The sequence below is a fragment of the Dactylosporangium sp. NPDC005572 genome (assembly GCF_040605515.1).
GTDB lineage: Bacteria > Actinomycetota > Actinomycetes > Mycobacteriales > Micromonosporaceae > Dactylosporangium.
Genome location: NZ_JBEXCY010000078.1, coordinates 19,447 through 41,830, shown reverse-complemented (window position 1 = coordinate 41,830; position 22,384 = coordinate 19,447). Strand labels below are relative to the sequence as shown.

General features: G+C 74.5%; 20 protein-coding genes. 18 read left to right on the top strand and 2 right to left on the bottom strand.

What is annotated here, in order from left to right; translation table 11 throughout:
• Positions 1–29: 29 nt before the first annotated feature.
• The 5 genes from ABZS66_RS31350 to secD all read left to right on the top strand — a co-directional run bounded on the left by ABZS66_RS31350 (position 30) and on the right by secD (position 5,763).
• A complete protein-coding gene (locus ABZS66_RS31350; protein ID WP_354763953.1) occupies positions 30–743 on the top strand; it encodes a metalloregulator ArsR/SmtB family transcription factor in 714 nt (237 codons plus the stop codon).
• Positions 740–1,966, top strand: a complete 1,227-nt coding sequence (chrA, locus tag ABZS66_RS31345; RefSeq protein ID WP_354763951.1) for a chromate efflux transporter — start codon at positions 740–742, stop codon at positions 1,964–1,966. Before ABZS66_RS31350 ends, chrA begins: the two co-directional genes overlap by 4 nt.
• Positions 1,967–2,195: 229 nt before the next feature.
• The gene (locus ABZS66_RS31340) at positions 2,196–3,125 is read left to right on the top strand and encodes a Dyp-type peroxidase (protein ID WP_354763949.1); all 930 of its coding nucleotides are present in this window, start codon (positions 2,196–2,198) and stop codon (positions 3,123–3,125) included.
• Between the two features lie 31 nt (positions 3,126–3,156).
• Positions 3,157–3,519 carry a hypothetical protein gene (locus tag ABZS66_RS31335; RefSeq protein WP_354763947.1) on the top strand — a complete coding sequence of 121 codons (363 nt, stop codon included), beginning with the start codon at positions 3,157–3,159 and terminating at the stop codon, positions 3,517–3,519.
• 30 nt (positions 3,520–3,549) lie between these two features.
• Positions 3,550–5,763 (top strand): protein translocase subunit SecD, encoded by a 2,214-nt coding sequence (gene secD / locus ABZS66_RS31330; RefSeq protein ID WP_354763945.1) that lies wholly within the window; start codon positions 3,550–3,552, stop codon positions 5,761–5,763.
• Between the two features lie 6 nt (positions 5,764–5,769).
• Here secD and cofD read toward each other — a convergent pair whose 3' ends face one another.
• Positions 5,770–6,720 (bottom strand): 2-phospho-L-lactate transferase, encoded by a 951-nt coding sequence (gene cofD, locus ABZS66_RS31325; RefSeq protein ID WP_354763943.1) that lies wholly within the window; start codon positions 6,718–6,720, stop codon positions 5,770–5,772.
• A 50-nt stretch (positions 6,721–6,770) separates the two neighbouring features.
• Here cofD and ABZS66_RS31320 point away from each other — a divergent pair, with 50 nt between their 5' ends.
• The 13 genes from ABZS66_RS31320 to ABZS66_RS31260 all read left to right on the top strand — a co-directional run bounded on the left by ABZS66_RS31320 (position 6,771) and on the right by ABZS66_RS31260 (position 20,983).
• Positions 6,771–7,340, top strand: a complete 570-nt coding sequence (locus tag ABZS66_RS31320) for a UbiX family flavin prenyltransferase (protein ID WP_354763941.1) — start codon at positions 6,771–6,773, stop codon at positions 7,338–7,340.
• A 65-nt stretch (positions 7,341–7,405) separates the two neighbouring features.
• A complete protein-coding gene (locus ABZS66_RS31315; protein WP_354763939.1) occupies positions 7,406–8,365 on the top strand; it encodes a hypothetical protein in 960 nt (319 codons plus the stop codon).
• Positions 8,366–8,536: 171 nt separating this feature from the next.
• A complete protein-coding gene (locus tag ABZS66_RS31310; protein ID WP_354763937.1) occupies positions 8,537–9,544 on the top strand; it encodes an ABC transporter substrate-binding protein in 1,008 nt (335 codons plus the stop codon).
• Between the two features lie 80 nt (positions 9,545–9,624).
• Complete coding sequence (locus ABZS66_RS31305) at positions 9,625–11,046, top strand: aldehyde dehydrogenase family protein (protein WP_354763935.1); 1,422 nt, start codon at positions 9,625–9,627, stop codon at positions 11,044–11,046.
• Positions 11,047–11,066: 20 nt separating this feature from the next.
• Positions 11,067–12,857: a thiamine pyrophosphate-binding protein gene (locus ABZS66_RS31300; protein WP_354763933.1), complete on the top strand. Its 1,791-nt coding sequence runs from the start codon at positions 11,067–11,069 to the stop codon at positions 12,855–12,857.
• Positions 12,854–14,098, top strand: coding sequence for a CoA transferase (locus ABZS66_RS31295; protein WP_354763931.1), 1,245 nt, complete (start codon positions 12,854–12,856; stop codon positions 14,096–14,098). The genes ABZS66_RS31300 and ABZS66_RS31295 overlap by 4 nt, the downstream gene beginning before the upstream one ends.
• Entirely contained in the window at positions 14,099–15,310 is a 1,212-nt protein-coding gene (locus ABZS66_RS31290; RefSeq protein WP_354763929.1) for a CoA transferase, read from the top strand.
• Entirely contained in the window at positions 15,307–16,074 is a 768-nt protein-coding gene (locus ABZS66_RS31285) for an enoyl-CoA hydratase-related protein (RefSeq protein ID WP_354763927.1), read from the top strand. Before ABZS66_RS31290 ends, ABZS66_RS31285 begins: the two co-directional genes overlap by 4 nt.
• Before the next feature lie 55 nt (positions 16,075–16,129).
• Positions 16,130–17,278 (top strand): thiolase family protein, encoded by a 1,149-nt coding sequence (locus tag ABZS66_RS31280; protein ID WP_354763925.1) that lies wholly within the window; start codon positions 16,130–16,132, stop codon positions 17,276–17,278.
• Between the two features lie 2 nt (positions 17,279–17,280).
• Positions 17,281–17,691, top strand: a complete 411-nt coding sequence (locus ABZS66_RS31275) for an OB-fold domain-containing protein (RefSeq protein WP_354763923.1) — start codon at positions 17,281–17,283, stop codon at positions 17,689–17,691.
• 5 nt (positions 17,692–17,696) lie between these two features.
• On the top strand, positions 17,697–18,659 hold the full coding sequence (locus ABZS66_RS31270) for an LLM class flavin-dependent oxidoreductase (RefSeq protein WP_354763969.1): 963 nt from the start codon (positions 17,697–17,699) through the stop codon (positions 18,657–18,659).
• Between the two features lie 4 nt (positions 18,660–18,663).
• A complete protein-coding gene (locus tag ABZS66_RS31265) occupies positions 18,664–19,974 on the top strand; it encodes an MmgE/PrpD family protein (protein WP_354763921.1) in 1,311 nt (436 codons plus the stop codon).
• A gap of 133 nt (positions 19,975–20,107) precedes the next feature.
• The gene (locus tag ABZS66_RS31260) at positions 20,108–20,983 is read left to right on the top strand and encodes a MurR/RpiR family transcriptional regulator (RefSeq protein ID WP_354763919.1); all 876 of its coding nucleotides are present in this window, start codon (positions 20,108–20,110) and stop codon (positions 20,981–20,983) included.
• A gap of 71 nt (positions 20,984–21,054) precedes the next feature.
• Here ABZS66_RS31260 and ABZS66_RS31255 read toward each other — a convergent pair whose 3' ends face one another.
• Positions 21,055–22,188 carry an MFS transporter gene (locus ABZS66_RS31255; RefSeq protein WP_354763917.1) on the bottom strand — a complete coding sequence of 378 codons (1,134 nt, stop codon included), beginning with the start codon at positions 22,186–22,188 and terminating at the stop codon, positions 21,055–21,057.
• Positions 22,189–22,384 lie beyond the last annotated feature (196 nt).

The window sequence follows — 22,384 nt, the reverse complement described above, 5'->3', positions numbered from 1 at the left end:
ATCAAATCGGTTTGATGTAATCTGCGGGCGTGACCGCGCCGGACTTTCTCACCGCGGCCGCGCATCCGTTGCGGTGGCGGCTGCTCGGCGAGCTCGCCACCAGTGACCTCGCCGTGCACGAGATGACCGCGCTCGTGGGGCAGCCGCAGAACCTGGTCTCGTACCACCTGCGGCAGCTGCGCGACGCCGGCCTCGTCACCGCGCGGCGCAGCAGCGCCGACGGGCGGGACAGCTACTACGCGCTCGACCTGGGGCGGTGTGCCGAGCTGCTCGCCGGGGCCGGCGGGTCGCTGCACCCGGGGCTGCGGCTGCATCCGCCGCAGCCGCCCCGCCACGTCAGCGGGCGGGTGCTGTTCCTGTGCACCGGCAACAGCGCGCGGTCACAGATGGCGGAGGGGCTGCTGCGGCACGGCACCGGCGGCACCGTCGCGGCCCACAGCGCCGGGAGCCGGCCCAAGCCGATCCATCCGCAGGCCGTCGCCACCATGGCCGCGCGGGGCATCGACCTCGCCGGTGCGCGGTCCAAGCACCTCGACGAGTTCGCCGGGCACCGCTTCGACCGGGTCATCACCCTGTGCGACCGGGTCAAGGAGGTCTGCCCGGAGTTCCCCGGCCACCCCCGGCCGGTCCACTGGAGCATCCCCGAGCCGGACGACCCCGCCACCTTCGCCCGCGTGGCGGACGAGCTGGCTGCCCGGATCGACTTCCTGCTGTACACCTTCGCCTCGGAGAGGGCGTCATGACCGACCCGACCGTGCCCGGGCCGACCGTGCCCGACCCGACCGGCGGCCCCGGTCGAGCTCGTCCAGCCGGCGGGCGGCTGATGGCGCAGCCGTCGCTGGGCACCGTCCTGCGGGAGTGGGGGCGGATCGGGTGCGTCGGGTTCGGCGGGCCGCCCGCGCACATCGCGCTGCTGCGGAAGCTGTGCGTCGAGGACCGCAAGTGGCTCGACGCGCAGGAGTTCGAGGACGCGATCGCCGCCTGCAACCTGCTGCCCGGGCCCGCCTCCACCCAGCTGGCCATCTTCTGCGCGTGGCGGGTGCGGGGCCGGGCCGGCGCCCTGGTCGGCGGCGCGGCGTTCATCGTGCCCGGGCTGATCGTCATCCTGGCCCTGGCCGCGCTGTTCCTGGAGGGCGACCCGCCCGCGTGGGTCAAGGCCGCCGGGGCGGGCGCGGGCGCGGCCGTCGCCGCGGTGGCCGTGCAGGCGGGCACCAGCCTCATGCCCGCCGGCTGGAGACGCGCACCCGCCAGGCTCCGATGGGTGGTGTACCTCGGGCTCGGCGCGGTGGCGGCCGCGACCGTCGGGCCGTGGCTGGTCCTGCTGCTGGTGGCCTGCGGCATCGCCGAGATCGTCGCGCAGCGCGTGCCCGCGCCGGGCCGCCGGCCGGTGCCCGCCCTGCCGCTGCTGGCCGCGGCCGGCCTCGGCGGCGGCGTGCTCCTGCCGCTCGCGTGGGTGGCGCTGAAGGTCGGCGCCCTCTCGTACGGCGGCGGGTTCGTGATCATCCCGATCATGCAGGCCGACGCGGTCGACCACCACCACTGGATGACCGGCGCGCAGTTCCTCAACGCCGTCGCGCTGGGCCAGATCACGCCGGGCCCGGTCGTGCAGACCGTGGCCGTGGTCGGGTACGCGGCGGCCGGCGTGGGCGGCGGCGTGCTCACGTCGGCGATCGCGTTCAGCCCGTCGTTCGCGTTCATCCTGCTCGGTGCGCACCGCTTCGACCGGCTCCGCGCGGCCCCGGGCGTCCGGGCGTTCCTGGACGGCGCGGCCCCGGCCGCGATCGGCGCCATCCTCGGTTCCGCAATACCCCTGGCCCGGGCGCTGGGGGAGCCGTGGCAGTACGCGGTCCTCGCCGGCGCGGCCGTGCTCGCCCTGGCGCTGCGCCGGGGCCCGGTGCTGACCCTGCTGACCGCGGGCGCGGCCGGCGTGGTCATCGTCCTTGCGGGCGGCCCGCTGCCGCACTGAACCTGCCGATCGCGGCGGGAGCGCACGGTGAGGCAGGAAGAGAGCGGTCCTGCCTCACCGACGGCCCTGACCGCGTGTGTGGCCGGCTTGCCTCCCCGCGGCGGCGGCGAAACCCAGGTTAATTGATCAGTGATCATTGAGTCAACGAATGTTGATCTTTCGGCCCGCCCGCCGCGGACCCACCCGCCCGGCCCGGCATGGCCGCGGTGTCGCGGGGTAGCGGGCGGCGATGGTGACGCCGCAGGCGGTGCTGAGCCCCTTGACGCGCACGGCACTGTTCCTGGTGGTGACGATCGACCCCGGCGGGGAGGCACACGCGCGGGCGGTACTGGGCGAGCTGTCCGCGCTGCAGCGGGCGGTCGGGTTCCGGGCCCAGGAGGGGCGGTTGAGCTGCGTCGCCGGGATCGGCTCCGACGCGTGGGACCGGCTGTTCGGCGGGCCGCGGCCGGCCGGGCTGCACCCGTTCCGGGAGCTGGCCGGGCCGGTGCACCGGGCCGTCGGCACCCCCGGCGACCTGCTGTTCCACATCCGGGCGCAGCGGCCCGACCTGTGCTTCGCGCTGGGGACCGAGATCATGGGCCGGCTGCGCGACGTGACCACCCTGCGCGACGAGGTGCACGGGTTCAAGAACTTCGACATGCGCGACCTGCTCGGCTTCGTCGACGGGACCGAGAACCCGGTCGGGACGGCCGCCGGCGCGGCCGTCCTCGTCGGCGACGAGGACCCGGGGTTCGCCGGCGGCAGCTACGTCGTCGTGCAGAAGTACCTGCACGACCTCGACGCCTGGAACGCGCTGCCGGTCGAGGCCCAGCAGCAGGTGATCGGCCGCACCAAGCTCGCCGACGTCGAGCTCGACGACGCGGCCAAGCCGCCCGACTCGCACGTGTCGATGACCACGATCGTCGACCCCGACGGCACCGAGCACCGGATCCTGCGCGACAACATGCCCTTCGGCGCGGCCGGGCGGGGCGAGTTCGGCACGTATTTCATCGGCTACGCGCGCAGCCCGGCCGTCACGGAGCAGATGCTGGAGCGGATGTTCCTCGGCGCCCCGCCCGCCCGGCACGACCGGATCCTCGACTTCTCCACGCCGGTGACCGGCACGCTGTTCTTCGCCCCGAGCGCGGACTTCCTCGCCCCGGGGGTTGCCCGGGCTTGACCCGGGTGCCGGACAGCAGCACGCTGCAAGGGTGACGGGAGGCCACCTGCGGGCACTGCTCGCGGTGCTGCTCGCCTTCCTGGCCGGGCTGCCGACGTCACAGGCGCCGCGGGAGGCCGTCCAGGCCGCCGTCCACGGTCCCGCCGCCGCCGCGCCGCACGTGGTGGCCGCGCCGGTCCAGCACGAGGTGCGGCTCGTCGTCAAGAGCACGCCCACGTGGCCGGGGGCGGCCTCGGCCGGTTGGGCCGTCGCCGGCTCCTCCGGCGCCGCGGCCGCGCCGGGCCCGGGCTGGTTCGCGCCGGCCGACGGGTCGCCGGCGCGCATCCTCGAACCGCACGTCCTCGCGATCAGGGGTCGGGCACCGCCGCACGCCGGCACGCCGTCCGTGTCCTGAACCCCTTCACAACAAAGCGAGGAAACCACTGTGTCGCGCGCCGTACTGGTGCGCGCCGCGCTCGTGCTCGTCCTGCTGACGCTCGCCGGGTGGCTCGTTGCCACCCGGCCGGCTCGGCTCGGGCTCGACCTGCGCGGCGGCACCCAGATCGTCCTGGAAACCCGTGACGGTGAGCATGCCAAGGCCACCGCGAAGACCACCGACGAGGCGCTGGAGATCCTCCGGCGCCGCGTCGACGAACTCGGGCTCACCGAGCCCACCCTGACCCGCTCCGGCGACCGGCGGATCATCGTCGAGCTGCCGGGCGTCGACGACCCGCAGCGGGCCGTCGAGGTGATCGGCCGCACGGCCGAGCTGACGTTCCGGCCCGTGCTCGGCATCGACGACGCCACGGCGGCCCCGGACCCGGCGGTCCTGGTCCTGCCGGACGAGGACGGCCGGGCCCGGCTGCGGCTCGGGCCGGCGGCCGTCGCCGGCAGCCAGATCGAGACGGCCGACGCCGCCGCCGGTCAGCTCGGTGGGTGGAACGTGAACGTCACCTTCCGCGGCACCGGCGTCCAGGCGTGGGCCGGGCTCACCGGCACCGCCGCCTGCTCACCCATGACCGACCCGCGCCGCCGGGTCGCGATCGTCCTCGACGACCAGGTCATCCTGTCGCCGCGGGTGGAGTCGACGGCGCGGTGCGACGTCGGGTACACCGGCGGCGAGACCACCATCACCGGCCGGTTCAGCGCCGCCGAGGCGAAGGACCTGGCCGTGCTCATCCGCGGCGGCGCGCTGCCGGTGCCGGTCGACGTCATCGAGCAGCGGACCGTCGGGCCGACGCTCGGCCGGCAGGCGATCGCGGCGAGCGCGCAGGCGGCCGTCGCCGGCGTCGCCGCGACCGTCCTGTTCATCGTCGCGGTGTACCGGCTCGCGGGCGGGCTCGCCGCGGTGTCGCTCGTGGCGTACGGGCTCGTCTCGTACGGCGCGCTGCTGGCGCTCGGGGCCACGCTCACGCTGCCGGGACTCGCCGGGTTCGTGCTCGCGATCGGGATGGCGGTCGACGCCAACGTGCTGGTGTTCGAGCGCGCCCGCGAGGAGTACGCCCTCGGGCGGCCGTTGCGCACCGCCGTGCGCAACGGGTTCTCCGGCGCCTGGTCGGCGATCGTGGACTCGAACGTCACCACGCTGCTCGCCGCCGGGCTGCTGTTCTACCTCGCGTCCGGCCCGGTGCGCGGCTTCGGGGTGACGCTCAGCGTCGGCGTGCTGGCGTCGCTGTTCACGGCGCTGGTGCTCACCCGGGTGCTCACCGACCTGGTCCTGCGCGGCAACCGGCTCGACCGGGTCAGCGGCGTCGCGCACGTCGGGTGGGTGCGGCGCACGCTGGAGCGGCGCAACCCGGACCTGATGGCCCGGCGGCGGCGCTGGCTGGTCGTCTCGGCGCTCGCCGTCGCCCTCGCCGTGAGCGGCATCGCGGTGCGGGGCCTGAACTTCGGTGTCGAGTTCACCGGCGGGCGGCTCGTGCAGTACACGATGAGCTCCCGGATCACCGTGGAACAGGCGCGGACCGCGGTCGCCGCCGCCGGGCTGCCGCGGGCGGTCGTCAACGAGGCGAGCGGCGGGGCGCTCAGCGTGCGCGCGGGAGGCTTCGACGACACGGCGGAGGCGAAGGTCCGGCAGGCCCTCACCCAGGCCGGCGCGGGCACCGTCGCGCGGCAGCGCGACGAGCGGATCGGCCCGAGCCTCGGCGCCGAGCTGCGGCGCAAGGCCGTCGTCGCGCTCGGGGTGGCCCTCGCCGCCCAGCTGGCGTACCTCGCGCTGCGGTTCCGCTGGCAGTGGGGCGTCGCGGCGGTCCTCGCCATGGCCCACGACGTGCTGGTGCTCGTCGGGGTGTTCGCCTGGCTCGGCAAGCCCGTCGACGGGGTGTTCCTCGCCGCGCTGCTGACCGTGATCGGCTACTCGGTCAACGACTCGGTGGTGGTCTTCGACCGGATCCGGGAGCTGGTGCGGGGCACCCGCGGCAGACGCGGCAAACGGCCGCCGCTGGCCGAGCTGGCCAACACGGCGTGCCTGCAGACCGTGCCGCGGACCGTGAACACCGGCCTGGGCGCGGTGTTCGTGCTGACCGCCCTCGCGCTGCTCGGCGGCGACTCGCTCGTCGACTTCGCGACGGCCCTGCTCGTCGGCATCCTGGTCGGCACGTACTCGTCGGTGTTCCTCGCGACGCCGCTGGCGGTGGGCTTCTCCCAGCGCCGGCGGTAGCCGCCGTCAGCGGCCGGCCGTGCCACCCAGGTCGGCGGCCGCGGCGACCATCGCCACCGTGTGGGCCGTGTCGTGCATCCACAACGGCACGGCCCGCACGGGGAGGCCGGCGACCCGCGTGCCCGCGTCGGCGACGTCGACGAGCCAGCCGTCGAGCAGGCCGCCGGCCGCGCGGGCGCCGAAGTGGGCGCCGACGCCGGCGGCGGTGCACGGGACGCCGATCGCGGCCAGGCAGCGGTCGGCCATGCCGAGGACCGGGGCACCGCCGATCACGGGGGACAGGCCCACGACCCGGGCCGGGGTGGCGGCGATCGCGGCCCGGATGCCGGGCACGGCCAGGATCGGGCCGATGCTGACCACCGGGTTGCTCGGGCCGAGCAGCACCAGATCGGCGCCGGCGATGGCCTCGATGACGCCGGGGGCCGGGGTCGCCGCCGCCGCGCCGGCGAACTCGAAGCGGTCGACGGGGGCGGCGCCGCGGTACCGCACCCACCACTCCTGGAAGTGCATCGTCCCGTCCGGGGTGACCACGTGCGTCTCGAACGGGTCGTCGGTGGCCGGCAGCAGCGTCACGCCCGGCCGCCAGCGCCGGCACAGCTCGGCGGTGACCTCCGACAGGGACCGGCCGGCGGCGAGGAGCCGGGTGCGCACCAGGTGGGTGGCGAGGTCCCGGTCGCCGAGCCCGAACCAGCCCGCGTCGCCGTCGTAGGCGGCCAGCTCCGCCTTGACCGTCCAGGTCTCGCCGGCCCGGCCCCAGCCGCGCTGCGGGTCGGCGCCGCCGCCGAGGGTGTACATGACGGTGTCGAGGTCGGGGCAGATGCGCAGGCCGTGCAGCGTGACGTTGTCGCCGGCGTTGACGACGGCCGTGACGTCGCCCGGTCGTTCGGCGGCGTACGCCCGCACACCGGTGAGGAACCGCGCGCCACCCACCCCGCCGGCCAGAACGACGATCTTCACGCGGGCCGCCCCGCCGGGTACGGTGACCGGACCGACGGAAGGGATATTCCATGACAATGCGGGTGGTCATCGGCATCTCGGGCGCGTCCGGCGCGGTCTACGGGGTGCGGCTGCTGGAGGTCCTCGCGGGCCGGGACGACGTGGAGACGCACCTCGTGGTGTCCTCCGGCGCGGCGGCCACGATCGAGTACGAGCTGGGGCGCACGCTCGCCGACGTGACGGCCCTCGCGGCCGTGACGTACCCGGAGAAGGCGCTCGGCGCGGCCATCGCCAGCGGCACGTTCCAGACGCACGCGATGGTGGTCGCCCCGTGCAGCATCCGGTCGCTGTCGGCGATCGCCAACTCGGCCAACGACACGCTGCTCGTGCGGGCCGCCGACGTGCACCTCAAGGAGCGCCGGCCGCTGGTGCTGGTCGTGCGCGAGACGCCGCTGCACCTCGGGCACCTGCGGCTGATGACCGCGGTCACCGAGGCGGGCGCGGTGGTACTGCCGCCGGTGCCCGGGTTCTACGTGCGGCCCACGACGGTCGCGCAGATCGTCGACCACACCGTCGGCAAGGTCCTGGACCAGCTGCGGATCGAGCACGACGTGTCCCCTCGGTGGGCCGGACCGGACTGAAACAAAAATTGCGCTACTGATCATCGCGTGGCAGGATCTGTTGCGTCAATGGGGAGGCGATCCGCATGGAGTCCCTGGAACCCGAGCCCCCGGCGCTGCCACCCGACCGCCCGCGGGCGCCGACGGTGCGGTCCCGGCTGATGCTGGAGGTCGCCGCCGAGCTCGTCGGGCGCGGCGACTGGGCGGCGAAGCAGGCGCTGGTCACGCTGCGCCGGCAGGGCGCGGACGGCTGGGACGTGGCGCTGTTCGGCAGCGACTCGCCGGCGGCGGTCGACGAGGTCCTGGCCGGCCGGGTCCAGTTCGCGATCGTCAATCCGGCGTGTGCGGTACCCCGGGGTGCCCCCCTCGCGGCGATCGCCACCGTCCCGTCTTACGACCAGCTCGCCTTCGCCGTGTCGGCCCGCTTCGGCGTCTCCTCGCTCGCCGAGGTCCGCGACCGGCGGCTGCCGCTGCGGGTGAGCCTGCGGGCCCAGCGCGACCACGCCGTCCACCGGGTCGTCGCCGACACCCTCGCCGCGGCGGGCTTCTCGCTCGCCGACCTCGAGGCCTGGGGCGGGCAGCTGGTCTACGCCGAGGGGCTGCCGCACCATCCGGACCGCTGGGCGGCCGTCGCCGGGGGCGCGGTCGACGCCGTGTTCGACGAGGGCGTCTACAACTGGGTCGAGCCGGCCGTCGCGGCCGGGATGGCCGTGCTCGACGTCGGCCCGGCCGAGCTCGCCGCCCTCGAGGCGGCCGGCTACCGCCGGGCGGTGCTGCGCCGCTCGCGCTTCCCCGCGCTGCCGCGCGACGTCGCCACCGTCGACTTCTCCGGCTTCCTCATCTACACCCGGGCCGACACGCCGGAGCACCTGGTGCGCGCGTTCTGCGAGGCCCTGCACGACCGACGCGACACCATCGCCTGGCAGGGCGGGCCGAGCCTGCCCCTGGAGCGCATGTGCGGCGGCGCGCTCGACGCGCCGGTGCCCATCCCGCTGCACCCGGCCGCCCGGTCGGTGTGGCTCGAACGCGGCATGATCGACCGCTGAACCCTGCGCGGAACAAATCGTGATGCAGCGCCATGACGAAAGTCCAGGCAGTTGGGGGCACCTGGTGGAAACATTCCTGTCACTCGGTCTTGACCGAAACAAAATATGGTGCAAGTCTGATCCGCGTCCCGCCGCGGCTGTCGCGGCGGCAGATGAAGGGCGTGGAAGGACATGAAGGTTCATCTGCTCGCCCTCGTGGCGGTCTTAGGTCTCGGCCTGGTGACCGCCTGTGGCGACGACAACGGCGGCGCGGCCGCCAACGGCCAGGGCGGCAAGGTTCGAGCGGTCGGTGTCGGCTCCGCGGACTTCAGCAGCCTCGACCTCACCGAGTGGCAGCGGCTGCTCAAGACCGACAACGTGGACTTCGAGCTCAAGTTCCTGGAAGAGGCCGATGCCACGCTGCGCGCCGTCGTGGCAGGCGCGGCCGACATGTACATCGGCGACATCAACGCCGCCGTGACCGCCATCAAGAACACCAAGGCCCCCGTCAAGGTGATCGCGGCCAACACCCAGTCCACCGACTACGTGGTGCTCGCCCGCAAGGGCATCAACTCGATCAACGACCTCGCCGGCAAGACCATCGGCGTCAACACCCCGGGCTCCGCCGGCGACGTCATCATGAAGATGGCGCTCACCAAGCAGGGCTACGACGTCGACAAGTCCAAGTACGTGGTGATCGGCGGCACGAGCGCCCGGGTCGCCGCGCTGACCGCCGGCCAGATCGACGCCACCGTCGCGCACTTCGCCGACGCGCAGGCCGCGATCGCCACCGGCAACTTCGTCTCGCTCATCGAGTGCGGCCCCGCGCTCGGCGGCCTGCTGCAGTCCGGCCTGATCGCGTCCACCGCCTGGCTGGACAAGAACCCGGAGTTGGCCCAGAAGGTCGTCGACCGCCTCATCGACGCGTCCCGCTGGGCGACCAAGGACAAGGCCGGCTACCTCAAGCGGTCCGAGGAGTTCAACGACAAGCTCAAGCCCGAGGTGAAGGAGGCGGCCTACGACACCTTCGTCTCCATCAAGTACTTCGGCGTCAACGGCGGCCTCGACACCGACCAGGTCGACAACTACGTGAGCCTGTTCCAGAACGCCGGGGTGCTGCCCAAGGACATGCCGGCCAAGTCCGACTGGCTCGACGACAAGTACGTGAAGGACTACCTGCAACGCAACGGCCGCGTGTAGGCGGCCGGACCGGGCGGCCACGGCCAAGGGTGGCCGCCCGGTCAGCGGGATCAACGAGGATCAGCGGAAGGACGAACGCGGTGGACCATCCGATCTACGTGGCGGGCGAGTGGCAGACGTCGGGCGACCCGCTGCCGGTGACCAACCCGGCCGACGGCTCGCTCGTCGGGCGGACGTTCAACGCGAGCCCGGAGCAGTACGAACGGGCGGTGACCGCCGCCCAGGCCGTCGCCGGGCAGCAGGCGAAGCAGCCCGCCTACGAACGCGGGCGGCAGCTGCGGGCGATCGCCGAGCGGATCCTCGCCCGCAAGGACGAGATCGGCGCGCTGATCGCGCTGGAGGCCGGCAAGCCCGTCCGCGACGCGGTCGTGGAGGCCGAGCGCGGCGCGTTCACCTTCCGGCTCGCCGCCGAGGAGGCCGAGCGGAGCTACGGCGAGGTCATCCCGCTCGACCTCAACGAGGTGTCGCGCGGCCGCACCGGCATCACCCGGCGGTTCCCGATCGGGCCGGTCGCCGGCATCAGCCCCTTCAACCTCCCGCTCGGCCTCGCCGCGCACAAGGTCGCGCCGGCGCTGGCCACCGGGTGCCCGATCGTGCTCAAGCCGCCGAGCGCGGCGCCGCTGACCATGCTGCTGGTCGCGCAGATCATCGACGAGGTCGGCGCGCTGCCCGGCTCGGTGTCGGTGCTGCCGATGAGCCGCGCGCTCGGCGACCGGCTGGTCGAGGACCCCCGGTTCAACCTGCTCACGTTCACCGGCAGCCCGGCCGTCGGCTGGTCGATGAAGGCCCGGGCCGGCCGGAAGAAGGTCGTGCTGGAGCTCGGCGGCAACGCGGGCGCCATCGTCGACACCACCGCCGACCTCGACCACGCGGCCGCGCGGTGCGCCTACGGCGCGTTCAAGTACGCCGGGCAGATCTGCATCAGCGTCCAGCGCATCTTCGTGCTGGAGGACGTCTGGGAGCCGTTCCTGGAGCGGTTCCTCGCCCGCACCGACGCGCTGGTCGTCGGCGACCCGTCCGACGCGGGTGTCGACCTCGGCCCGCTCATCGACGACGGTGCCGCGGCCCGCACCCAGGGCTGGGTGGACGAGGCCGTCGCGGCTGGCGCCACCCTGCTGCGCGGCGGCAAGGGCGAGGGCCGCTACTTCGCGCCGACCGTCCTCACCGACGTCCCGCACGACGCGAACATCTGCCGCGAGGAGGCGTTCGCCCCGGTCGTCGTCCTGGAGCGGGTCGCCGGCTTCGACGCCGCGCTCGCCGCCGTCAACGACTCGGCGTTCGGGCTGCAGGCCGGCGTCTTCACCAACGACCTGCGGCACAGCTGGCAGGCGTTCAACGAGCTGCACGTCGGCGGTGTCGTGCTCAACGACGCGCCCACGTACCGCATCGACCACATGCCCTACGGCGGCGTCAAGGACTCCGGCCTCGGCCGGGAAGGCCTGCGCTGGGCCATGGAGGACATGACCGAGATCAGGATCTTCGTCGTCCCGGACCGGGTGTGACAGCAACTTCAGGAGGCATCATGCGAGCCGTCGACGCCATCGCGGAGTGGTTCGACCGCGCCGGCATCACCCACTACTTCGGCTACGCCGGTGGCGCGGTCTGGCCGTTGCTCGACGCCCTGGTCGACTACCCGCACATCGAGGGCATCCAGGCCAAGCACGAGGCACACGCCGTGCACATGGCCGACATCTACTACCGCACCACCGGCCGCATCGCCCCGGTCATCGTGAGCAAGGGCCCCGGCCTGCTCAACGCGGTCGGCGGCGTCGCCAGCGCCATCCACGACACCGCCGCGCTGCTGGTCATCGCCGGCGGCGGCTCGACCCACGTGCTGGGCAAGGGCGGCATGCAGGAGATGTACTACAAGGGCTTCGAGGACGCGACGAGCGTCTTCCGGCCGGTCACCAAGGGCGCCTGGATGGCCGTGCGGCCCGACACCGTCATCGACGTGTTCAACACCGCCTACCGCACCGCCGTCAACGGCCGGCCCGGGCCGGTGTTCGTGCAACTGCCGTTCGACGTGCAGATGGGCCGGGTCGAGGGCGAGGTCGAGGCGCCGTCCCGCCGGGTCGTCTCCTCCCGGCTGCGCGGCGACCGGCAGTCGATGGAGGCCGTCGTCGAGCTGCTGCGCGGCAGCGCCCGCCCGGTCCTGCTGGCCGGTGGCGGCGCCGCCCGCTCGGCCGGCGGCCCGGCCGCGTTCCGGGCCCTCGTCGAGCGCCTCCAGGTGCCGTTCGCCACCACCCTCACCGCCAAGGGCATCGTCTCCGAGCGGCACCCGCTGTCGCTGGGCCCGGTCGGGCGCTCCGGCACCGACTCCGCCGCCGAGGCGACCCGCGCGGCCGACCTGGTGATCGCGGTCGGCGCCCGGTTCTCCGACAACCACACCGCCAACTGGCGCAACGGCCTCGTCTACGACGTGCCGAAGACCCGCATCGTCCACGTCGACATCGACGCCGGCGAGCTGGGCCGCAACTACCCGGCCGACGTCGCCGTCGTCGCCGACGCCGCGACGTTCCTCACCGACCTGGTCGAGTTCGCCGACGCCGACGGGCTCAAGCCGTCCTGGGACCCGTGGGTGGCCCAGGTGACCGAGCGGCACCGCGAGTGGGTCGCGAGCACCGCCGCCGTCACGCAGGCCGCGACCGACCCGATCCACCCGGGCCGCCTCGTCCACGAGGTCGGCGAGGCGCTCGGCGACACCGGCCGCGTCTTCATCGACGTCGGCGACGTCATCCAGTACGCCGAGCCGTACCTGACCATCACCCAGCCCGACGCGTGGCACATCAACGCCGGCATGGCCGAGATGGGCTGGGCCTCCTCCGGTGTGCTGGGCGCCCTCGTCGCCGACCGGGACCGCCCGGCGATCGCGGTCACCGGCGACGGCGCGTTCAACATGGTCTCCAACGTCCTGGCCTCCGCCGTCGAGTACGACCTGCCGGCGATCTGGGTCATCCTCGACAACAACGAGCTCGGCATCGAGCGCAAGGGCGCCGACACGGCGTTCACCCGCTCCCATCCGTGGTACTCGTTCGTGCGCAAGGACACCGGCGAGGCGTACAACCCCGACTACGTCGCCCTCGCCGAGGCCCACGGCGCGCTCGGCGAGCGCATCGAGCGCGCCGCCGACCTCGCACCGGCCCTCGCCCGGGCCCTCGCCAGCGGCCGGCCCTACGTGCTCGACGTCGTCATCGACACGACGGTGCCGACCTACTTCGCCGCCGGCATCGACCGGGCGTACCCGCACGACTGGGGCCGCAGCTACCCGATGCACAGCGGCCTGCGCATCGCCGACGCCGGCGGGACGGCATGAGCCCCGAGCCACTCGAACCCCTCGAGCCACTCGCCGGCGTCACCGTCGTCGACTGGACCGACCACACGGGCGCCTACGCCGGCCGGCTGCTCGCCGACCTCGGCGCGGACGTCGTGCGGGTGGTGCCGCCGGGCGGCGACCCGGCCGCCCGGGTCGGCCCGTTCGTCCCGGGCGCCGACGGCCGGCCGGTGAGCACGTTCGAGCGGTTCGTGAACCTCAACAAGCGCTCCGTCGCCCTGGACGTGGCGGCGCGCGACGGGCGGGACGTGTTCCTGCGCCTCGCCGGCCGCGCCCAGGTGCTGCTGCACACCGCGGCCCGGCCCACGCTGGCCGCCCTCGGGCTCGGCCCCGACGAGCTGGCCGCCGCCAACCCGGGCCTGGTGCAGGTGAGCGTGCGCCCGTTCGGCGCGACCGGCCCGTACCGCGACCACCTCGCCGACGACCTCGTGCAGCTCGCCGCCGGCGGGCTGCTGAGCCTCGGCGGCTACGCCGACACCGCCCCGATCGCCGTCGCCGGGCACCAGACGTACCTGGCCGGGTCGATCGTCGCGGCCGGCGCCGCCCTGCTCGGGCTGCTCGGGCGGCTCCACGACGGGCGCGGGCGGGCGATGGACGTCTCCGTGCAGGAGGCGATCGCCGGCGCCCTCGAGGACGCCGTGCCGACGTACGACCTCACCGGCCGGGTCCGCCGCCGGCTCGGCGAGGTGCCCCGCGAGGCCGGCACCGGCACCTTCCCGTGCCGCGACGGCCACGTCGCCATGGTTGCCGGCCGGCTCGGCACCGCCAAGGCGTGGACCGCCCTGGTGCGCTGGATGGCCGAGTCCGGCGTCGACGGCGCCGCCGAGCTGACCGGGCCGGTCTGGGAGGACTTCCGGCACCGGCAGAGCGAGCCGGCGATCGCCCGCTTCCGCGAGGTGTTCGGCGCGTTCGCCGCCACCCGCGGCAAGGCCGAGCTCTACGCCGAGGCGCAGCGGCGGCGCATCGCCCTCGCGCCGGTCAACGACGTCACCGACCTGCGGGCCGACGCCCAGCTCGCCCACCGGGGCTTCTTCGTCCCGGTCGACGACCCGGTGCTCGGCGCGACCCTGGTGTACCCCGGCCGGGTGTCCCTCGTGGACGGCCGCACGACCCTGGTGCACCGGCCGGCCCCCGCGCCGGGCCAGCACACCGGCGAGGTTCTCGCCGAGCTCGGCGTCGGCGACGAGCAGCGCACGACGCTGGTGGCGGCGGGGGTGCTGTAGGTGGCGACGGTGCTCTCCGGCGAGCGGGTGCTCGACTACTGCTGGGTCGGGGCCGGCGCGCTCGTCACGCAGACCCTGGCGCTCTACGGCGCGCAGGTGATCAAGATCGAGTCCCGGGCCCGGCCGGACAACCTGCGGCTGTCGCCGCCGGCGAAGCCCGGGCAGACCGGGCTCGACGTCTCCGGCTACTTCGCGTCGCGCAACTCCGGCAAGAAGTCCTTCGCGCTGAACATGGCCCACCCGGCGGCCCGCGACATCGCCGCCGCGCTCGCCCGCGCCTCGACGATCGTCACCAGCAACTTCCGGCCCGGCGTCATGGACCGCTGGGGCCTCGGCTACGCCGACGTCGCCGCCGCCAACCCGGCCGTGATCTACCTCAGCATGCCGATGCAGGGCAACGACGGGCCGCACCGCGACTACGTCGGCTTCGGCTCGACCATCGCCGCGGCGGCCGGCCTGGTCCACCCGTCCGGCCTGCCCGGCCGGGCGCCGCTGGGCACCGGCACCCACTACCCCGACCACGTGCCGAACCCCGGCCACGCCCTCGTCGCGCTGCTCAGCGCCGTGTACCGGCGGGTGCGCACCGGCCGCGGCGCGCAGATCGAGCTGTCGCAGTTCGAGTCCACGGTGAACCTCGTCGGGCCGGCGCTCCTGGCCGGCTCGGCGGGCGCGCCGCCGCCGGCCCCGGCCGGCAACCGCGTCCCCGGCGCCGCGCCGCACGGCGTGTTCCCCTGCCGGGAGCCCGACACCTGGTGCGCGATCGCGGTGGGCACCGACGCGCAGTGGGCGGCGCTGTGCACCGCGCTCGGGCGGGCCGACCTGCTCGCCGACGCGCGGCTCGGCACCCTGCTCGGCCGCAAGGCCCACGAGGACCGGCTGGAGGAGGAGATCGCCGCCAGCAGCCGCACCGTCGAGGCGTGGGCGCTCATGCGGCGCCTCCAGGACGCCGGGGTACCGGCCGCGGTCGTCGCCACCGCCCAGGACGTCCTCGCCGACGAGCACCTGCGCAAGCGCGGCTATTGGGTCCAGCAGGACCACCCGGCGATGGGCGCGATGACGGTCGCCGGGCTGCCGTTCCGCTCCGACGTCGACGAGGCCGGCCCCACCCCGGCGCCGCTGCTCGGCGCCGACACCTGGGAGATCGCCGAGTCGGTGCTGGGGATGCACCGGGCCGAGTACGAGCGGCTCGTCGCGGCCGGGGTGCTGACATGAGCGCCGGGGTACTGCTGGTGAGCGTCGACGCCGGCGTCGCCACGCTGCGGCTCAACCGCCCGGAGCGGCGCAACGCGCTCAACCCCGAGCTGCGCGCCCGCCTCGCCGGGGCGCTCGCCGAGCTCGACCGCGACGAGGCGGTCCGGGTCGCCGTGCTCACCGGCAGCGGCAAGGCGTTCTGCGCCGGTGTCGACCTCAAGGACCAGACCGCGCCGACCGGCCACGAGCTGGCCGGCGGCACCGAGCCGGTGAGCGCGGCCCTCGCGCGGTTCCGCAAGCCGGTGATCGCGGCGATCAACGGCCCCGCCGTCGGCGGCGGCCTGGAGCTGGCGCTCGCGGCCGACCTGCGCGTCGCCGGGCCGCACGCCACGTTCGCCCTCACCGAGGCGCGCATCGGCAGCATGCCCGGCGCCGGCGGCACCCAGCGGCTGCCGCTGCTGGTCGGCCGGGCCGTCGCGATGAAGATGCTGCTGACCGGCCGGGCCATCGACGCCCAGGAGGCGCTGCGGACCGGCCTGGTCTCCGACGTGGTGGCGGACCTCGACGCCGAGGCGCACGCCCTGGCGGGGGAGATCGCGCGCTGCGCGCCGCTGTCGCTCATCGCCATCAAGCAGGCGGTGCAGTCGGGGGCGCCCGGGCAGGCGCTCACCGCCGGCCTGGCCCTCGAACGCGGCCTGTGGGCGCTGCTGGCCGAGACCGAGGACCGCGCCGAGGGCCGCGCGGCGTTCCGGGAGGGCCGCGCACCGCGGTTCACCGCACGATGACGACCTTGCATTTCGTCCCGAGCCGGACGACGACGACACAGGCGGGAGCACCACGATGACGGGCTGGCGGAAGGCGTCCATCGCCGGGGTCGGCGCGAGCCGGCAGGGCAAGCTGCCGGGGGAGACGGCAATCTCCCTGGCGACGGAGGCGTTCACCGCGGCACTGGCCGACGCCGGGCTGGAGAAGTCCGACGTGGACGGCCTGCTGACCATGCCGGGCAGCTCCTCGCCCGAGGGCGCCAAGCACTACCTGGCCCTCGGCGAGCACCTCGGCATCGACCCGGTGCTCACCGGGACGCTGAACATGGGCGGCGCGACCGCCGGCGCGCTGGTCCAGCAGGCCGCGATGGCCGTGGCGACCGGCATGGCGTCGGTCGTCGCCTGCGTGTTCGGCGACGCGGCCCGCACCCGCGGGTCGAAGTTCGACGCGGCCCAGGGCGGCGAGGTCTCCTGGGGCAGCTGGGGCATGTTCGGCAACGCCGCGAACAGCGCGATGGGCGCCGCGCGGCACATGGCGCTCTACGGCACGACCAGCGAGCAGCTCGGCTGGGTCGCGGTCAACGGCCGGCGCAACGCCGCCCGCAACCCCAACGCCGTGATGCGCGAGCCGATGACGATCGAGGACCACCAGGCGTCGCGGTTCATCGTCGAGCCGCTGCACCTGCTCGACTGCTGCCTCATCACCGACGGCGGTGTCGCGGTCATCGTCACCTCGCCCGAGCGGGCCCGCGACCTGCGCAAGCCGGCGGTCGACATCCTCGGCATGGGGCAGGGGCACACGCTGCAGACGTTCGAACAGAAGGACTGGTGGTACCTGCCGCACCAGGAGCACTGCGTGGCCCGCGCCTACCGGATGGCCGGCGTCGGGCCGCAGGACATCGACGTCGCGCAGCTCTACGACAACTTCACCATCGCGGTCCTGCTGTGGCTGGAGCACGCCGGGTTCTGCAAGCCCGGCGAGTCGGGGCCGTTCGTCGAGGGCGGCACCCGGATCGCGATCGACGGGGAGCTGCCGGTGAACACGGCCGGCGGCAACCTCTCCGAGTCGTACATGCAGGGCTGGCTGCACGTCGTCGAGGGCGTGCGGCAGCTGCGCGGCGAGGGCGGCGAGCGGCAGGTTCGCGGCGCGGAGACCACCCTCGTCACCGGGCGGGGCATGACGTTGAACACGGCCAGCGCGCTGGTGCTGGGGAAGGGCAGGTAGTGGTGGGAACGTCCGACGACGACGTGGCGGCACCGTTCTGGGCCGCGGTGCGGGACCGGGGCGTGCTGGCGATGCAGCGGTGCCTGGCGTGTGCGCACATCCGGTACCCCGTGAGCGCGGTCTGCCCGCGGTGCCTGCACGACGGGTACGAATGGCAGGATCTCAGCGGCCGGGGCACCGTGCTGTCCTCGGTGACGTTCCACCGCGCGTACCGCCCCGAGTGGGCCGGCCTCGTCCCCTACGACGTGCTGTTCGTCGAGCTGGACGAGGGGCCGCGGATGTTCAGCGCACCGGCGCCGGACCACCGGGCCGGGTTCGCGGTCGGCCAGCGGGTCCGGGTCGTCCCGGCCGAGCTGCTGCCGGGTGAGGTCGTGCCGTGCTTCGAGCGTGCGGAAAGTGAGGTGGCCGGGTGACCGGCATGCGTGTGGGTGACATGGCGATCGGCCTGATCCTGCCGAGCAAGGGCGAGGGCACCGGCCCCGAGTCCCTCGACGCGGCCGCGTCGGCCGTGTCGGTCCTCGGCTGGAACAGCGTCTGGGTCACCGACCACATGATGGTCCCCGCCGGCGACGAGGCCGACGAGTACGGCCACATCCTGGAGGCGCTCACCGCGCTCACCTACGTCGGCGCCCGGCACCCGCACCTCCAGCTCGGCACCAGCGTGCTCGTGCCGGCCATGCGCGACGCGCCCCAGCTGGCCAAGGAGATCGCCACCATCGACGTGCTGCTCGGCGGCCGGCTCACCGTCGGCGTCGGGGTCAGCGACTCGGGCGACCTGGCCGAGTACACCAACCTCGGCAAGGCCGCCCGCTTCACCGCCCGCGGCGGGTACCTCGACGAGACCATCGCCCTGTGGCGGCACCTGTGGTCGGGCAGCACAGCGCCGTTCCGCGGCGAGCACCACGTCCTGGAGGACTTCACGTTCCTGCCGCTGCCGCCGCGGGGCGCCGCCATCCCGATCTGGTGCGGCGGCCGCAGCGCCCGGGCCCTGCGGCGCACCGCCGAGCTGTGCGACGGCTACCACGCCGCGCAGACCGGCCCCGAGCACCTGCGCGAGCGGCTGCCCGCCCTGCGCGCTGCCGTCGAGCGCACTGGGCGGCCGTTCCCGACCGTCTCGGTCCGCGCCCGGGTCAAGTTCGGCGCCCGGCCCGGCCCGGTCTACGCGATCGTCGGCGAACCCGCCGACATGGTCGCCGACGTCGCGGCCTTCGCCGAGCAGGGCGTCGACGAGCTCATCGTCGTCGTCGAGGGCAGCCGCCCCGAGCAGGTCGAGGCCAACATCGGGCGGTTCCACCGCGAGGTCCTCGAACCGGCGGCGGCGCTCGCGGCCCGCCGCGTCCGGGCCGGCTCCCGGACCGGCGCCCGGACCGGGGCCGGCTGAGCCCGTGGACACCGAGCGGGCCCTCGCCGAGTTCTGCACCGGCCTCGACCCGGCGGCGCTGCCCGCGACCGTGCGCGAGCAGGCCGAGCTGCTGCTGGTCGACGCGATCGCGTGCGCGCTGACCGGGCGGCTCGCCCCGCCGCGCCCGGACTGGGAGGCGGCCTGCCGGGCGGCGTTCGGCCCGGGCGAGGGTTCGGCCCGCTCGACGGTCGTCGCCGGCCCGCCCCTCGCCCCGGCCGGGGCCGTGCACCTCAACGCGTTCCAGATCACCGCGACGACGATGTGCGACGTGTACCGCCCGGCGCTGTGCCACATCACGCCCGAGGTGGTCCCCGTCGTCCTCGCCGTGGGCGAGGAGGTCGGGGCGCCGGGCGACCGGGTGCTCACGGCGCTCGCCGCCGGCCTGGAGGTCACCGCGCGGCTGGGCCGGGCCCTCGACTACCGCGCGTTCCGGGCGACCGGCTGGCACGCGCCCGGCATCCTCGGCCCGTTCGGCGCCGCGGCCGCCGCGGCCGTGCTGCTCGACCTGCCGGCCCCGGCGCTGGCCCGCGCCTGGGGCCTGGCGCTCGGGCAGGCCGGTGGAACGTTCGCCGCGATCGGCTCGCTGGGGGTCAAGTTCCACCAGGCCAATGGCGCCCTCTCCGGTTATCTGGCGGCCCGCTTCGCCGCCGCCGGCATCGGCGGCACCGAGCACGCCTGGACGCACGGCGACGGCGGACTGTTCGCGGCGTACGGCGGCGGCGAGCCCGACCGGGTCACCGCGGCGCTGGGGGAGCAGTGGGAGCTGCTGAACGTGTCGATGCGGCGGTGGCCGGCGGCCAGTTCCCTGCAGTCGATGGTCGAAGCGGTGCTGGAGCTGCGCTGCGGTGACGTGGAGCGGCTGGAGGTGCGGCTGCCGCCGGCCGGGTTCGCGCTCTGCGCCGACAAGGGCTGGCCGGACCAGGGCACGGCGCTGCAGTCGGCCCGCTGGGTGGCGGCCGTCGTGCTCGCCGATGGGGAGTGCTGGCTGGAGCAGTTCGCGCCGGACCGCCTCGCCGACCCGGCGGTCGGGGCGTTCGCCCGCACCCGTGTCACCGTCGTGTCCGACCCGGCGCTGCCGGACGGCGCCGCCCGCGTGACCGCCTGGCCGTCCGGGTCGACCGGCGGGCGGGACGACGCGCCGGGCGATCCGCCCCGGCCCCTCGGACGCGCCGAGGTCTTCGGCAAACTGGCCCGGGCGGCCGCATCCGAGGGCCGGCCGGAGCGGGCCGAGCGGCTCCGGCGGCTCCTCGCCGCCGACTGGACCGCCCGTGACCTGTGCGAACGGCTGAGCTGACCGTGAGAGCAAGTTTACCGGCGAGGCTCCCAGGATCGAGCAATATTTGTTGTATAGTCCTGCCTGCTGGTACTGATATCGGCGTTGGTCGCTGGCCCGAGCGGCCGGACCGCGCCCAGAGGGGGAGACCACCGTGGTCGACGACCTGATGTCCGACATGCGACGCCGGTACGAGGACCTGACGCAGTCGCAGAAGCGCATCGCCGAGGCGATCGTCGAGGATCCGGAGTTCGTGGCGTTCGCGACGGTGGACAAGCTCGCCGGGCGGCTCGGCGTGAGCCCGTCGACGGTGGTGCGGTTCGCCTACCGGCTCGGCCTCAACGGCTACCAGGACCTCCAGGAGCGGGTCCGGGTGCAGGTCCGCTCGCAGATCCGCGGCGCCGCCGGCAAGGGCGAGCCGCTGCCGGCCCTCGCCCACCTCGAGGGCTCCGTGCACGCCCAGTCGCTCGCCCGCGACATCGAGAACCTCGACCGCACCGTCGCCGAGCTGTCCGTCGAGGTCATCGACTCGGCCGTCGAGGCGATCCACGACGCCCGCCGGGTGTACGTCGTGGGCGGCATGGCCTCCGACGGGCTGGCCACGTTCGCGGCGCTGACCCTGGGGCGGTTGCACGGCGACGCCGTGATGATCCGCAACGACGGCCACGCCGGCCCGGCCCTCTACGAGGCGAGCCGCGAGGACACGTTTTTGGCGCTGAGCTTCCCGCCGTACGCGTCGCACACCGTCGCCGTCGTCGACCAGGCCCGCAAGCGCCGGTCGAAGATCATCGCGATCACCGACAGCCTCATCTCGCCGATCGCCCAGCGGGCCGAGATCGTGCTGCCCGTGCACGTCGCCGGGGTGGCCACCCAGAACTCCCTGGTGGCCCCCCTCGCCGTGATCAACGTGCTGCTCAACGGGGTGTCGGCCCGCTCGCCGCACGCCCGCAGCCGGGCCCGGGCGATCATGGACCTGATGGACGGCTGGGACTCGTTCGTCCTGAAGGGCGACATGAAGGGCGAGCAGTAGGCCGGCCCAGGCGCGGGCCGAACGGCCTGCGGGCCCTGAGCGGCGCCCGCCGGCCGACCGGCCCGCGGGATCTAGGCGGCCTCGGCCTTCGGTGCGCCGCCGCCCGGCAGCGCGCCGAGGCCGAGCACGACCGCGACCCCGACCATCGCCGCCGGCAGTGCCACCGCGGTCAGCAGCGCGCCGATCGCGAACGGGGCGGCGAACAGCGACACGGCCCGGAAGGACCCGGTGGCGGTGATCGCGTCGCCCCGTTCGTCCGCGGGCACGGCGTCGCTGGCGACGGCCGGCCCCAGCGTGCGCAGGACGCCCGCGCCCGCTCCCGAGGCGATCAGCCCGGCGACGGCGAGCGGCACCACGGCCGCGCCCAGGGCGGTGAGCGCGAGCCCGGCGGCCACCACGACGGTGGCGGCCCGCAGCAGCACCCGCGTCCACCGGTCGGGGATGCGCCCGACGACGGCGGTGCCGGCCAGCCCGCCGATGTTGCCGGCGGAGATGAGCAGGCCGGCCAGGGCGGGGGAGTTGCCGGCGTTGACCAGCAGGAGCGCGAGGTACGAGCCGCTGACCGCCTCGACGGCGCCCGCCGTCGCGCTCGACCAGCACCCGGCGAAGACCGACGGTCGCAGCCAGACCACCCGCTGCCCGCCGGCACTGCGGTCGCGCTGGGGGAACGGCTCGATGTGGTCGAGCAGCACCGTCGGCACGAGCGCGGCGGCGGCCACGACGCTGGCGCAGACGAGGGCGACCTCCGTGCTCACCAGCAGCGCGGCGCCGCACAGCGCCGGTCCGATCAGCTGGCCGATCGCCGACCAGGTGTTCACCCAGGCCATGCCGCCGGCGGCGCGCTCGGCCCGGCGCACGGCGTGGGTCTGGCTGGCGGTCCAGAACAGCGCCCGCGCGGCGCCCTGCGCCAGCTGCGACACGAGCAGCAGCACGAACGTCGGGCTGATGAGCACGATCGCGATCGAGCCGGTCAGCAGGATCGCCGACAGGCCGATGAGCCGCCGGTCGGGCCAGCGGCGCAGCAGGGCGGCCATGAACGGGCGCACCGACAACTGGGCCACGCCGGCCGCGCCGACGAGCAGGCCGACCGTGGTGACCCGCTGACCCGCGTCGACCATCAGCAGCGGCAGGGCGACGCCGGCCATGCGCAGGGAGATCGAAATGAGGAACGCCGCGACCCCGGAGCTGAGCCGGTCGCGGGTCACCGGGATGACCCGGATCTCTGCAACATCTCGTTCATGGCGACAGGCTAGCAACAAAATCTGCTCCCGCAAGACCTCGCCGGCCCCGGTGGCGAGGCACTTGGCGACCGCGATGGAAACAAATTCGTCATGTGGCGTTGACGAGTGGAACAAGTTGTGGTGCGATCGGCAAATCGCGATGACAGCTTGACGTTCACCC

Excerpts from the sequence above, each read along its gene's own strand:
- chrA (WP_354763951.1), top strand. The coding sequence starts at position 740 with ATGACCGACCCGACCGTGCCCGGGCCGACCGTGCCCGACCCGACCGGC.
- ABZS66_RS31310 (WP_354763937.1), top strand. The coding sequence starts at position 8,537 with ATGAAGGTTCATCTGCTCGCCCTCGTGGCGGTCTTAGGTCTCGGCCTG.
- ABZS66_RS31270 (WP_354763969.1), top strand. The coding sequence starts at position 17,697 with ATGCGTGTGGGTGACATGGCGATCGGCCTGATCCTGCCGAGCAAGGGC.
- ABZS66_RS31340 (WP_354763949.1), top strand. The coding sequence starts at position 2,196 with ATGGTGACGCCGCAGGCGGTGCTGAGCCCCTTGACGCGCACGGCACTG.
- ABZS66_RS31315 (WP_354763939.1), top strand. The coding sequence starts at position 7,406 with ATGGAGTCCCTGGAACCCGAGCCCCCGGCGCTGCCACCCGACCGCCCG.
- ABZS66_RS31300 (WP_354763933.1), top strand. The coding sequence starts at position 11,067 with ATGCGAGCCGTCGACGCCATCGCGGAGTGGTTCGACCGCGCCGGCATC.
- ABZS66_RS31280 (WP_354763925.1), top strand. The coding sequence starts at position 16,130 with ATGACGGGCTGGCGGAAGGCGTCCATCGCCGGGGTCGGCGCGAGCCGG.
- ABZS66_RS31320 (WP_354763941.1), top strand. The coding sequence starts at position 6,771 with ATGACAATGCGGGTGGTCATCGGCATCTCGGGCGCGTCCGGCGCGGTC.
- ABZS66_RS31295 (WP_354763931.1), top strand. The coding sequence starts at position 12,854 with ATGAGCCCCGAGCCACTCGAACCCCTCGAGCCACTCGCCGGCGTCACC.
- ABZS66_RS31285 (WP_354763927.1), top strand. The coding sequence starts at position 15,307 with ATGAGCGCCGGGGTACTGCTGGTGAGCGTCGACGCCGGCGTCGCCACG.